The organism is Nonomuraea sp. N2-4H (assembly GCF_045291505.1).
In the GTDB taxonomy this organism is placed as follows: domain Bacteria; phylum Actinomycetota; class Actinomycetes; order Streptosporangiales; family Streptosporangiaceae; genus Nonomuraea; species Nonomuraea fastidiosa.
This window is the reverse complement of the sequence record NZ_CP147987.1, coordinates 577,032-589,371: the sequence shown is the minus strand read 5'-3', so window position 1 is coordinate 589,371 and position 12,340 is coordinate 577,032. Positions and strand designations below refer to the sequence as shown.

10 protein-coding genes are annotated in these 12,340 nt (G+C 73.3%); 6 read left to right on the top strand and 4 right to left on the bottom strand.

The window, feature by feature from the left end:
• The first annotated feature begins 11 nt into the window (after positions 1-11).
• Entirely contained in the window at positions 12-473 is a 462-nt protein-coding gene (locus WBK31_RS02705; protein ID WP_364058072.1) for a MarR family transcriptional regulator, read from the top strand.
• Positions 474-607: 134 nt separating this feature from the next.
• On the opposite strand, the gene WBK31_RS02700 is transcribed toward WBK31_RS02705, so the two are convergent.
• Complete coding sequence (locus tag WBK31_RS02700) at positions 608-1,651, bottom strand: OmpA family protein (protein WP_406674282.1); 1,044 nt, start codon at positions 1,649-1,651, stop codon at positions 608-610.
• A 276-nt stretch (positions 1,652-1,927) separates the two neighbouring features.
• On the opposite strand from WBK31_RS02700, the gene WBK31_RS02695 reads away from it, so the two are divergent.
• Genes WBK31_RS02695 through WBK31_RS02685 form a run of 3 tightly spaced genes read left to right on the top strand, consistent with a single transcriptional unit; the run spans position 1,928 to position 6,796 of the window.
• Positions 1,928-3,070 carry a glutamate--cysteine ligase gene (locus WBK31_RS02695; RefSeq protein WP_364058078.1) on the top strand — a complete coding sequence of 381 codons (1,143 nt, stop codon included), beginning with the start codon at positions 1,928-1,930 and terminating at the stop codon, positions 3,068-3,070.
• A 10-nt stretch (positions 3,071-3,080) separates the two neighbouring features.
• The gene (locus WBK31_RS02690) at positions 3,081-4,868 is read left to right on the top strand and encodes an N-acetylglutaminylglutamine amidotransferase (protein ID WP_406674281.1); all 1,788 of its coding nucleotides are present in this window, start codon (positions 3,081-3,083) and stop codon (positions 4,866-4,868) included.
• Positions 4,844-6,796, top strand: coding sequence for an alpha/beta fold hydrolase (locus tag WBK31_RS02685; RefSeq protein ID WP_364058084.1), 1,953 nt, complete (start codon positions 4,844-4,846; stop codon positions 6,794-6,796). The genes WBK31_RS02690 and WBK31_RS02685 overlap by 25 nt, the downstream gene beginning before the upstream one ends.
• 17 nt (positions 6,797-6,813) lie before the next feature.
• Here the strand turns inward: WBK31_RS02685 and yicI are convergent, their stop codons facing one another.
• Together yicI and WBK31_RS02675 are read right to left on the bottom strand one after the other, a co-directional pair.
• On the bottom strand, positions 6,814-9,054 hold the full coding sequence (yicI, locus tag WBK31_RS02680; RefSeq protein ID WP_406674280.1) for an alpha-xylosidase: 2,241 nt from the start codon (positions 9,052-9,054) through the stop codon (positions 6,814-6,816).
• Between the two features lie 4 nt (positions 9,055-9,058).
• Positions 9,059-9,478, bottom strand: a complete 420-nt coding sequence (locus WBK31_RS02675) for a carbohydrate ABC transporter permease (protein WP_406674279.1) — start codon at positions 9,476-9,478, stop codon at positions 9,059-9,061.
• A gap of 105 nt (positions 9,479-9,583) precedes the next feature.
• Between WBK31_RS02675 and WBK31_RS02670 the strand changes: the two genes are divergently transcribed.
• The gene (locus tag WBK31_RS02670; protein ID WP_406674278.1) at positions 9,584-10,819 is read left to right on the top strand and encodes an NB-ARC domain-containing protein; all 1,236 of its coding nucleotides are present in this window, start codon (positions 9,584-9,586) and stop codon (positions 10,817-10,819) included.
• Positions 10,820-10,931: 112 nt separating this feature from the next.
• Here WBK31_RS02670 and WBK31_RS02665 read toward each other — a convergent pair whose 3' ends face one another.
• Complete coding sequence (locus WBK31_RS02665; RefSeq protein WP_364058097.1) at positions 10,932-11,393, bottom strand: MarR family transcriptional regulator; 462 nt, start codon at positions 11,391-11,393, stop codon at positions 10,932-10,934.
• Positions 11,394-11,458: 65 nt separating this feature from the next.
• Between WBK31_RS02665 and WBK31_RS02660 the strand changes: the two genes are divergently transcribed.
• Positions 11,459-12,217 carry an SDR family oxidoreductase gene (locus WBK31_RS02660; RefSeq protein WP_364058100.1) on the top strand — a complete coding sequence of 253 codons (759 nt, stop codon included), beginning with the start codon at positions 11,459-11,461 and terminating at the stop codon, positions 12,215-12,217.
• Positions 12,218-12,340 lie beyond the last annotated feature (123 nt).

The following is a 12,340-nucleotide window of genomic DNA, read 5'->3' as shown; positions in this document are numbered from 1 at the left end:
GCATGGACGCCATGAACGGCGGCGAGGGGGACATCGATCTGCACTCCTTCGCGACCCGGCTACGCCGGATGACCGCCGAGTTCAACCGCATCGCCCACGAGTTCGCGCAGGCACAGGGCCTGCACACGACCGACGTGCAGGCGCTCATCATGATCTTCGACGCGCCGTCCCCCATCACGCCGGGCAAGCTGCGCGAGGAGCTCAACCTCACATCGGGCGCGGTCACCGCCTGCCTCGACCGGCTGGAGCGGGCCGGCCACATCCGCCGGGTCCGCGACGCGCACGATCGGCGCGTCGTCCACCTCCACTACCGCGAGGCGGCCCAGGAGCTGGCCGCCGCGTTCTTCCGTCCCCTGGCGGATGGCACCGAGCGTGCGCTGAGCCGCTTCAGCCCCGCCGAGCTGCGCACGGTCGCCGCCTTCCTCGACACGATGAACGAGGAACTGGGCGCCCTCCGCTCGGCCCCGCGCTGACGCGCCCGCCCGCCGCCGCCAGGCGAACCCCACCCCGCCCGTCCACCACGCGCCACCCCCCGGCCTTCTACCGCCGTCACGCGCTGCCCACCCTGCCCGCCCGCCTCCGTCAGGCGAGCCCCCGGGGCTCAGGTTCAGGTCGCGGTCGAGACCACGACGCGGCGGTTCTTCGCGCGGCCGTCGGGATCGTCGGAGCCGTCGGGCTTGGTGTTCGGCGCGACCGGCTTGCTCTCGCCGTAGCCCCGCGCCTTCAGCCGCGACCTGTCCAGGCCGCCCTCGGTGGCCAGCCAGTCCACGACCGCCTGCGCCCTTCGCTCCGACAGCGCCTGGTTGTGGTCGTCCGAACCCTTGGCGTCGGTGTGGCCGTCCACGTTGATCACGGCGTCCTCGGCCGCCTTCTTCGCGATCTCGCGGGCCACGCGCTTGAGCTCGGCCTTCGCGGCGGGCTTGATCGTCGCGCTGTCGAAGTCGAACAGCACGTCCGCCTCGATGCTGAACGCGATCGAGTCCTCCCCTTCGAGCGCATCGCTCTCGCCCGCCTCGTACGCCTTGAGCTCCGCCGAGGGGATCTCCACGGCCGGCACGTCGACCGCGGGCACCTCGACGGCGGGCACGTTGACCTCCGGAATGCACTCGTTCTGCTCGTTGCAGGCACTCGGCCGGTAGGCGGAGCTCCGGTAGAGGGACGGCCGGTAGAGGGAGGGCCGGTAGACGGAAGACCGGTAGACGCTCGGCACGTAGCCGCCGTCCTTGGGCACGACCTGGCATTCCTCCGGCTCGGACCGCCCTTCCTGGCGCCTGGCCTCCTCCCGATCGCCCTCCACGCGTACCGGGTCGAGCTTGATGCCGCCCACGTTGACGCCGGGGATCTCCACCGGCGGGATCTCCACGGCCGGGATCTCCACCGGCGGGATCGACGCCTTCCCGAGGCACCCGCCGGGAGCGGGCGCGACCTCGGTGCACTGGGCGGGGACGCGCTGTGCGGGGATGTCCACGCCGGGGATGGTCACGGAGGGCACCTTGACGCCGCCGATCACGGCCTCAGGGATGACCACCGGGTCACTGTGCACGGCCGGGATCTCGACGGCGGGGATCAGCTCCCCATGAGGGCAGCTCGTCGGCTCCGGGGTGGGCGTGCCGGGCTGCCGCGGGGCGCGCGGTGTGGCGGCGCCCGCCACGGGTGACCCGGTACTCGCCGGTGTCCGCCCTTCCTCGCCGCCTCCCCCGTTCGCAGGCGCGCCACACCCCGCCAGCACCATCGCGAGAAGTGACACCACGAGCACAGCTTTCGCCACGCAGAATCCTCCCCCATGAAAACAGGTGTTCGATGACAGCGGGTGGGAGATCCACCACCCGACTGCGCATTATCGCCTCACCTCCCGACTTTCAGGTGCATTTGCCCGATCTGCGGGGAGTGGAGAGGTCCGCAGGTTTTCGAGCAAGGGGTGATGGTCGTGGAGAGTGACGAGGGCGCGATCCGGGTGGGAGTGGAGGAGGAGTTCCACGTCGTGGATCTCTCCACCCGCCGCCTGGCCGCGCGGGCCGACCTGTTGCTCCAGGCGCTGCCGCCGGAGAGCTTCACCCAGGAGTTGCAGCGTTCGACGGTGGAGTCCAACAGCGCGCCGTTCATGAGGCTCGACGACCTGGCGCGCGATCTGGGCGGGCTGCGCAGGCGGCTGGTCGAGGAGGCGGACGCGGTGGAGCTGGGCATCGTCGCGGCGGGCAGCGCACCGCTGGTCGAACGGCGCGAGCAGAAGGTGTCGCAGGAGCCGCGTTACGAGCAGATGCTGAGCGACTACCAGCAGCTCACCCGCGACCAGCTCATTTGCGGCACGCACGTGCACGCCCAGGTGCGCGATCCCGATCTGGCGGTCGCGGTGGCGCACCGGCTGACGCCGTGGGTGCCGCCGCTGCTCGCGCTGTCGGCCAGCTCGCCCTATTGGGACGGCGAGGACACCGGGTACGCGAGCTACCGCAGCCTGATCTGGCAGCGCTGGCCCACGGCGGGCCCGATCGACAAGTACGACTCGGCCGCCGAGTACGACGACATGGTCAACGAGCTGATCAGGACCGGCGTGATCACCGACTCGGGGATGATCTACTCCGACATCCGGCCGTCGCAGCACGTGCCCACGGTCGAGCTGCGCATCTGCGACTCCTGCCCGCGGGTTGAGGACATCGTGCTGATCGCCGGGCTGTTCCGCGCGATGGTGGCGAGGGAGCTTGAGGAGATCCGGCAGGGCGTGGAGCGGACGGTGCAGCTCGCGGCGGTGCGCGCGGCCTCCTGGCAGGCGGCGCGCTCGGGCCTGGAGGGCGAGCTGATCGACCCGGTGAACGGCGTGCCGCGCCCCGCGCCGGTGGTGATCAGGCGGCTGGTGGAGGGCCTGCGGCCGCAGCTCGAACGGGCGGGCGACGCCGGCCTCGTGTCCACCCTGGTCGAGAGGGCGCTGGCCAGGGGAAGTTCGGCGGAACGGCAGCGCCGCGCGTTCGCCCGGCGGGGGCGGCTCGCCGACGTGGTGGACCTGCTGCTGGCGGAGACCCGGGCGTGCGGGTGGGACCGGCAGGGCGATCCGCCCGCGTACCGGTCGGCGTCGTGAACGGCGTCCCATGTGCGGGCTGAGCGGAGAGATCCGCTTCGACGGCGGGCAGGCCGACATCGGGACCGTCGGGCGGATGGCGGAGGCGATGCACGCGCGCGGCCCCGACGGCTCCGGCCTGTGGTCGCGCGGCCCGGTCGCGCTCGGCCATCGCCGGCTGAAGATCATCGACCTGTCGGACAAGGCGGCGCAGCCGATGGTGGACGCCGAGCTGGGCCTTGCGGTGGTGTTCAACGGCTGCCTGTACAACTACGCCGAGCTGCGGCGGGAGCTGCGCGGCGCGGGCTACCGGTTCACCTCCACCTCCGACACCGAGGTGCTGATGAAGGCGTTCCACCGGTGGGGTCCGCGCTGCGTGGAGCACTTCAAGGGCATGTTCGCCTTCGCCGTGTACGAACGCGCCACCGGCCGTCTCGTGCTGGGCCGCGACCGGCTCGGCATCAAGCCGCTGTACGTCGCCGAGGACGGCACCCGGCTGCGCTTCGCCTCGTCGCTGCCCGCCCTGCTGGCCGCCGGGGGCGTGGACACCGGCATCGACCCGGTGGCGCTGCACCACTACATGACGTTCCACTCGCTGGTGCCCGGCGAGCGCACGATCCTGGCGGGCGTGCGCAAGCTGCCGGCGGCCACCGTACGGGTGATCGAGCCGGACGGCGCGAGCACCGGCCACCGCTACTGGGACCCGCTTCACACCCGCGCCGCGCTCCCCGAGGCGGCCGGGCTGACCGCGGCCGAGTGGCGGGAGGCGGTCCTGGGCGCGCTGCGCGAAGCCGTACGCAGGAGGATGGTCGCGGACGTGCCGGTGGGCGTGCTGCTGTCGGGCGGCCTGGACTCCAGCCTCATCGTGGCGCTGCTGGCCGAGGAGGGGCGGGAGCCGCCGGTCACGTTCAGCATCGGGTTCGAGCCGGCGGGCGGCGAGCAGGGCGACGAGTTCGCCTACTCCGACATGATCGCCGGCCGCTTCCGTACCGATCATCACCGCATCCGCATCCCGGACACGCGCCTGCTGGACGGGCTCGAGGGCGCGGTGCGCGCGATGAGCGAGCCGATGGTCAGCCACGACTGCGTGGCGTTCTACCTGCTTGCGCAGGAGGTCGCCGAGCACGTCAAAGTGGTGCAGTCGGGTCAGGGGGCGGACGAGGTGTTCGCCGGTTACCGCTGGTTCCCGCCGCTGGCCGGCGTGCCACGCGCCGAGGCGGCCGCCGTGTACGAGCGCGCGTTCTTCGACCGTTCGCACGAGGAGCTGGCCGCGCTGCTGGAGCCGGACCGCCTGCTCGACCATGATGCGAGCGGCGACTTCGTCCGCGACCACCTGGCCAGGCCGGGCGCGGACACCGCGCTCGACGCCGTGCTCCGCCTGGAGATCACCGCCATGCTGGTGGACGACCCGGTCAAGCGGGTGGACAACATGACGATGGCGCACGGGCTTGAGGCGCGCACCCCGTTCCTCGATCACGAGCTGGTCGAGCTGGCCGCGGCCTGCCCCGCCGAGCTGAAGCTGGCGCACAGCGGCAAGGGCGTGCTCAAGGACGCCGCGCGGCGGCTGCTGCCCGCAGCGGTCATCGACCGGCCGAAGGGGTACTTCCCCGTGCCCGCGATCCGGCACGTGCGGGGCGCCGTGCTCGATCTGCTCCGTGACGCGCTGACCGGCAGGGCCGCCCGCGAGCGCGGCCTGTTCCGCCGCGACCTGGTGGACCGGCTGCTCGCCGACCCCGAGCGGGACAGGACGCCGACGGGTGTGAACACGTTGTGGCAGCTCGGCCTGCTGGAGCTGTGGCTGCAGACCCACGGGTTGTGATGGCGCGGCCGGGTGACGACACGCCCCGCCCGCCCGTCGCCGTGAGCCGGGCGGGGCCGGTGTACCCGTTCGAGGTGCCGCGCCTCGACGACCTGGCGCGCCCGCACCCCGACGGGAACCTGCTGGGCGGGCTGTCGCATCTGCCGGCGGCGGCCGGGCTGACCGCGTGGACCTGCCACGCGCCCGCGCTCGCCCCCGGCGACGGCGCGGTGGCGTACGTCAGCGACCAGGACGGCGCGCCCCGCGTGTGGATCCGGCCGCTGCGCGGCGGCGGCGAGCCGTGGACGGTCGGCACCGGGCCGCAGCCGGTGGTGGACGTGCGCTGGTCACCGGCGGGGACGCACCTCGCCGTGCAGGTCGCGCCGGGCGGCGGCGAGCACACCCAGGTGTGGGCCGTCCAGCCGCACGGCGGCGACCTGCGGGTGCTCGCCGCGCCCTCCGGCGGCTCGGCCGTGCCGGTGCGCTGGACCGGGCGGGGCGAGACGCTGCTCGTCACTGAGACGTCGGCCGACGGCGTGTCCAGGGCCGTGCTCGTGGACGCCGTCACCGGCGCGCGCCAGGTCATCGCCGCGGGGCCGCTGCTGCGGCCCGTCGCCGTCAGCCGCGACCACGCCAGGATGCTGCTGCGGCGCGGGCCGCGCGGCCACCGCCGCATGTACGTGGTCGATCTGGTGTCGGAGGCGCTCGGCGCGCACGAGCCGAGCGACGAGCACCCCTTGCTGCCCGGCCTGCCGGGCACCACCGACGACGGTGCGCTCTCCCCCGACGGCAGGACCGCCTACCTGGTGTCGGACGCGGGACGCGACCGCGCCGCGCTGCTCGCCGTCCACCAGGGGGCCGAGGCCGTGGTGCTGGCCGAGCGGCAGGACGCCGAGCTGGACAGGTTCGCGCTCAGCCCGGACGGCCGCCGCGCGCTGCTCGTGTGGAACCGGCACGGCCGCTCCGAGCTGGACGTCATGGACCTGGAGCGCGGCCGGCTCGAACACCTGCCGCCGCCGCCCGCCGACGTCGTCACCTCGGCCAGGATCGGCTGGGATGGCGACCTGGCCGCGCTCGCCGCCGAGAGCCCGCAGGAGCCGTCCCACGTGCTGCTCTGCGACCTCGACCACGGCGGCTACCTGCACGCGGCGGGCGCGGGCCGGCTGCCCACGGCGGCCGGGGCCGAGCTGGTGCGCTTTCCCGCCCGCGACGGGCTGGAGCTCGCCGCCTGGCTCTACCGGCCGCCGCACACGCAGGGCCCCGCGCCGTTCGCGATCTTCCTGCACGGCGGGCCGGAGGACCAGGAGCGGCCCGCGTTCAACCCGCTCTACCAGGGGCTGCTGGCCGCCGGGATCGGGGTGCTCGCCCCGAACGTGCGCGGCTCCGGCGGGTACGGGCGGGCCTTCCGCGAGGCCGACGACCGCGAGCTGCGCTTCCACGCGATCGACGACGTCGCCGACTGCGCGGCCGAGCTGGCCCGCATCGGCGCGGGCGACCCGTCCAGGCTCGCCTGCATGGGCTGGTCGTACGGTGGCTACCTGACCCTCGCCGCGCTCGTCGCCCACCCCGGCCTGTTCCGGGCGGGCGTGACCGTGAGCGGCATCGCCGACTTCGAGACCTTCTACGCCCGCACCGAGCCGTGGATCGCCGCCGCGGCCGTCCCCGAGTACGGCCACCCTGAGGCGGACCGGCGGCTGCTGCGCGCGCTGTCGCCGCTGCGCTCGCTCGACAGGCTGGCCGCTCCCCTGCTGGTGGTGCACGGGGCGCAGGACACCAACGTGCCGCTGTACGAGGCCGAGCAGGTGATCGCCGCGACCGCCGCGCTCGGCCTGCCCTGCGAGCACCTGATCTTCGACGACGAAGGTCACGAGATCCGGCGGATGGCCAACAGGGCGGCCTTCGTCACCAGGGTCGTGGCGTTCCTGTCGGCCCACGTGAACCCCAGGTGACCCCCGGCCGCCCCCGCTCAGGCGGGCTCGTGCCGCCAGCCGGAGCCGAGCGTGGAGGTGACCGTGACCTCGCCGCCCGCGCGTACGACCGTGAACCTGGCCGGCGTGCCCGTCGCCGGGTCGGTGACGGTGAGCGTGGTCTCGCCGTCGGGTCCGGGGTAGACGCGCAGCGTCAGGCCGTCGAGGTAGTCGTAGTCAGGCCGGTCGTCGCGGGCCCCGACGGGCAGGACGGCGCCTTCGCGCACGTAGATCGGCATCGACGTGAAGCCGTGCCGCTCGGTGCGCCAGCGCCCGCCCTCGACGCGCTCGCCCGTCAGGTAGTTCGTCCACGTGCCCTCGGGCAGGTAGAGCTCCACGGTGCCGTCGGCGCTGAAGACGGGGGCGATGAGCAGGTCGGGGCCGAGCATGTACTGGGTGTCGAGGTGGGCGACGTTGCGATCGCCGGGGAACTCCATCGCCATCGGCCGCATGACGGGCGTGCCCCGCTCGTGCGCCTCGATGCCCGCCTGATACAGGTACGGCATCAGCCGCAGCTTGAGCTTGGTGAACACCCGGGTGACCTCGACCGCCTCCTCGTCGAACGCCCACGGCACCCGGTACGACGACGAGCCGTGCAGCCGCGAGTGCGAGGACATCAGCCCGAAGGCCACCCACCGCTTGAACACGCCGGGATCGGGGGTGCCCTCGAAACCCCCGATGTCGTGGCTCCAGAACGCGAAACCGGAGAACGCCAGCGACAGGCCGCCGCGCAGGCTCTCGGCCATGGACTCGTACGACGAGCCCGAGTCGCCGCCCCAGTGGACGGGCAGCCGCTGACCGCCCGCGGTCGCCGAACGGGCGAACAGCACCGCCTCGCCGCGCCCGCGCCGCTCCTCCAGCACCTCGAAGACGGCCTGGTTGTAGAGCTGGGCGTACAGGTTGTGCATGCGCTCGGGCGAGGAGCCGTCGTGGTAGACGACGTCGAGCGGGATGCGCTCGCCGAAGTCGGTCTTGAACGCGTCCACACCCTGGTCGAGCAGGCCGCGCAGCTTCGACTGGAACCAGCGCGTCGCGCCCGGGTTGGTGAAGTCCACCAGGCCCATGCCGGCCTGCCACATGTCCCACTGCCAGACGCCGCCGTCGGGCCGCCGCAGCAGATAGCCGCGCTCGGCCGCCTCGGCGAACAGCGGCGAGCGCTGCCCGATGTACGGGTTGATCCACACGCATACGCGCAGGCCCTTGTCGTGCAGCCGGGCCAGCATGCCTTCGTGGTCGGGGAAGACGCGCGGGTCCCAGGTGAAGTCGCACCAGTTGAACTCGCGCATCCAGAAGCAGTCGAAGTGGAACACCGACAGCGGCAGGTCGCGCTCGGCCATGCCGCCGATGAACGAGGTGACGGTCTGCTCGTCGTAGTCGGTGGTGAACGAGGTGGACAGCCACAGCCCGTACGACCAGGCGGGCAGCCGGGCGGGACGGCCGGTCAGCGCGGTGTAGCGTTCGAGGATCTCCTTGGGCGTGGGCCCGTAGATGACGAAGTACTCAAGGCTCTCCCCCTCGACGGAGAACTGCACGCGCTGCACCACCTCCGAGCCCACCTCGTACGAGACGTGCCCCGGGTGGTTGACGAACACGCCGTAGCCCCGGTTGGTGAGGTAGAACGGCACGTTCTTGTACGCCTGCTCCGACGAGGTGCCGCCGTCGGCGTTCCAGATGTCGACCGTCTGGCCGTTCTTGACCAGCGGGCCGAAGCGCTCGCCGAGCCCGTAGACCACCTCGCCGACGCCGAGCGAGAGCTGCTGGGCGAGGTGGGCCGACGGCCCGGTCCTGCGCTTGCCGACCGGCCCGGGGTCGGTCTGGGCGTCGGCGTCGAGCCGGAAGTAGCCGATCGACTTGTGGCCGCTCTCGGTGAGCCGCCGCTCGCCCGCGTGGAAGGCCAGGTTCCAGGGGGCGCCGGGCGTCACGGTGGCGCTGAGCGCTCCGCTGGTGAGCGTCGTGCCGTCGGTCTTGGCCGGGCCGTCGCCGTCGCCCGGCAGGTCGAAGCCGCGCTGCTCGCCGCCGCCGATGTGGTGGTCGATGCGGACGCGGATCACGTTCTCCAGCGGTGACGATAGCCGCAGGGTCAGCACCGGGCGGTTGAGCGTGTCGCCGCGGCGGGTGATGACGGTGGTGGGCGCGGTCACGGTGATCGCGTCGTCTTCTGTGTGGATGTCGTAGGCCTCGGCCGCGTACAGCGCGGTGACGCCGGGGCGGAGCTGCCAGAGCCCGTCGGTGAACTTCATGGTTCTAGCCTTTCAGCCCGCCCGCGAGCAGGTCCGCCCGCCAGAAGCGCTGCAGCACCAGCAGCAGCACGATCAGCGGGATCACGGCGACGGCCGAGCCGGTGATGACCAGCGAGTACAGGTCGCCGTCGCCCGCGCCCTTGCCGAGGAACGTGTACAGGCCCAGCGTGATCGGATACTTGTCCTGGTCGGAGAGCATGATGAAGGGCAGCAGGCAGTTGTTCCAGATGCCGACGAACTGCAGCAGGAACACCGTGACCAGGCCCTGGATCATCATCGGCAGCACGATCGTGACGAAGATCCGCAGCTCGCCCGCGCCGTCCAGGCGGGCCGCCTCCAGCGTGCTGTCCGGCACCGCGGCCACCGCGAAGACCCGGCACAGGAAGATGCCGAACGGGTCATTCCGGACAGGCAGCGGGCGCAAACGGACACGACGCTCTTGCGGAGCGCGGGGCCTACGTAGACTCCACCCCGTCGGCGTCACTGGAACGCGGGCGATGCGCCGAGGGCGTTCGATCGAGGGGTCGCCATGCCTGCTGACATGCGTGACGGCGCGGGCGATTTCTCCGCGCCGCAGAGCCGGAGCTCGGGCGCGCTCATCCGGGCCTGGCGCGGCCGGGCGCTGCTGACCCAGGAGGAGCTCGCCACCAAGAGCGGCGTCAACGTGCGGACGATCCGCCGCCTGGAGAACGACGCCGTCCACCGTCCCCGCAGCAGGTCGCTCAGGCTGCTCGCGGAGGCGCTCCAGCTCGACCCGTACGAGCAGGCGCTGCTGGCCGCCGCCGCGACGTCCGCGGGCAGCGCGGACAAGGCCGCCCACGCGAAGGACGCGGGAGACGACGCCGAGACGGGCGACGGCCGCCAGGCTAAGGCCACCGCCGGGTGGCGTGCCCCCCGCCAGCTCCCCAGGGGTGTGCTGCGGTTCGTGGCCAGGGCCGGGGAGCTGGCGGAGCTGGACGCGCTGCTGGGCCCGCGAGCGGACGAGGCGGGCACGCGGATCTGCGTCGTCTCCGGCATGGCGGGCATCGGCAAGACGTGCCTGGCCCTGCACTGGGGACACCGGGCACGCGCGTGGTTCCCCGACGGCCAGCTGTACGTGAACCTCAAGGGCTTCGGCCCGGCGGGCGACGCGGTGGACCCCCGGGACGCCCTGGCCACGTTCCTGGAGGCGCTGGGCGTGCCGCCGCGCCGGATCCCCGAAGACCTGCCCGCCCGCGCCGCGCTGTACCGGACGATCCTGGCGGACAAGCGGGTCCTGATCGTGCTGGACAACGCCGGGCAGGCCGATCAGGTCACGCCGCTGCTGCCCGCCGCACCGTCCTGCGCGGTGCTGGTGACCAGCAGGAACGCGCTGACCGGCCTCATCGCGACGGAGGCGGCCGCCGCGCTGCCCCTCGGCCTGCTGCGTCCCGGCCAGGCAAGAGAGCTGCTGGCGGCCCGGCTCGGCGCGGCCCGCGTCGCCGCCGAGCGCGAGGCGGCCGACGCCATCGTCGCGCGCTGCGCCGGGCTGCCGCTCGCGCTGGGCATCGCGGCCGCGCACGCCGCCGCGCACGCGACCACCCTGGCCGCGGTCGCCGCCCGGCTCGCCGGCCGGGGCAGGCGGCTGGACACCCTCGACGCGGGCGACCCGGCGGCCGACGCCCGTACGGCATCGGCCACGCCTGCCATCGGGCAGGGCGGCACGCGGACGCGGTACGCGCCGAACTCGCCGCCCTCCCCTGACCCCGGTCCGGCGGTGAGGGCCGGCCCGCCCCTCGGCCGCTGAGCGGCACCGGTCAGAAGGCGAGATGCCGAAAGGAGGACCGGACAGGAGGCGAGACCGGGAAAGGGCCCAGGACAGGAGGGGAGACCGGGAAAGGGCCCAGGGCAGGAGGCGGTCAGCTCTCGGCGAGGGCCTCTTCGCCGACCTTCGCGCGGAGCCGGTCGTTGGCCTGTTCGAGCGCGTCCAGCACGATCGCCCGCCGCTCCTCGTCCACCTCGCCCAGCGTCTCCTCGGCCAGCTCGGTCCAGACGCCTTCGATGGCGGGCAGCAGCCGGTGTCCTGCCTCGGTGACGACGATGCGGACCTGGCGGCGGTCGGTGGGGACGGGTTCGCGGCGGAACCAGCCGCCGGTCTCCAGGCGGGCGAGGCTGCGGGTGGCGGTGGGCTGCTCGACGCCGAGCCGGGCGGCGAGCTGGGAGACCGTCATGCCGTCGGGCTCCTGCGCCAGCACCCAGAGCAGCACGTCCTGGCCGGGATGCAGGCCGAGCGCGGCGAGCTTGCGCGCCTTGGACGCGCGGTAGAGCTGGCTCATCTTGTTCAGCGCCCGGTTGACGCGCATCACCTCACGTGCTTCCACAGGACCTCACCCTACTGGTATATAGTCGGCTACCAGATAGCCGACTATGGAAATGAGAGATCGCAATGGACCTCGGACTGGCAGGACGGGTGGCGCTGGTCACGGGCGCGTCGGGCGACATCGGCCGCGCGATCGCCGCGTTACTGGCGCAGGAGGGCGCCCTGGTCGCCGCGACCTGGCACCGGAACGAGCAGCGGGCCCGCGAGCTGGTGGACTCGATCGCCCGCGAGGGAGGCAAGGCCACGGCGGTCCGCCTCGACCAGCGCGACGAGGGGTCGATCCGGGCGGCCGTCGAGCAGGTGCGGCGCGACCTCGGCGAGATCGCGGTACTCGTCGCCAACGCGGTGTCCTGGCCGACGAGGGGACCCGAGACGTGGGAGAGCCTGACCGGCGACTTCACCGCCAACGTGACGGGGACGCTGTCGGTCATCGAGGCCGCGCTGCCCGGCATGCGGGCGGCCGGATGGGGGCGGATCGTGGTGATCTCGTCGGACGTCGTCGCCCAGCCGCTGCCGGCCGGCGTGGCCTACCCCGCCGCCAAGGCCGCGCTGGAGACCGCTGCCGAGGTGCTGGCGGCGCGGGAGGCCCCGTACGGCGTGCTCACCAACGTGGTCAGGCCGGGCTTCACGCTGACCGACCGGGCACTGACCACGCCGGGCTTCGGCCAGGAGGTGGTGGACGCCGAGGCGGCGAAGACGCCCACCCGCCGCATCTGCACCCCGCAGGACGTCGCGAGCACGGTCGCCTACCTCGGCTCGGCCGCGAACGGCCACGTCAACGGCGAGGTCATCTCCGTCGCCGGCGGCCGCCACCTCACCCGCTGACGGCGACAGGCGAACGCCGTCCACCGGCACCGCGCCAGGCCCGCAGGAGCGTGCGGCGGCGCAGCGCCTCGCGGACGGACATCCCGTACGGCCCCCAGCCAGGACGCCTCCCACCGCACCCGA

Excerpts from the sequence above, each read along its gene's own strand:
- WBK31_RS02670 (WP_406674278.1), top strand. The coding sequence starts at position 9,584 with ATGCCTGCTGACATGCGTGACGGCGCGGGCGATTTCTCCGCGCCGCAG.
- WBK31_RS02660 (WP_364058100.1), top strand. The coding sequence starts at position 11,459 with ATGGACCTCGGACTGGCAGGACGGGTGGCGCTGGTCACGGGCGCGTCG.
- WBK31_RS02690 (WP_406674281.1), top strand. The coding sequence starts at position 3,081 with ATGTGCGGGCTGAGCGGAGAGATCCGCTTCGACGGCGGGCAGGCCGAC.
- WBK31_RS02705 (WP_364058072.1), top strand. The coding sequence starts at position 12 with ATGAACGGCGGCGAGGGGGACATCGATCTGCACTCCTTCGCGACCCGG.
- yicI (WP_406674280.1), bottom strand. The coding sequence starts at position 9,054 with ATGAAGTTCACCGACGGGCTCTGGCAGCTCCGCCCCGGCGTCACCGCG.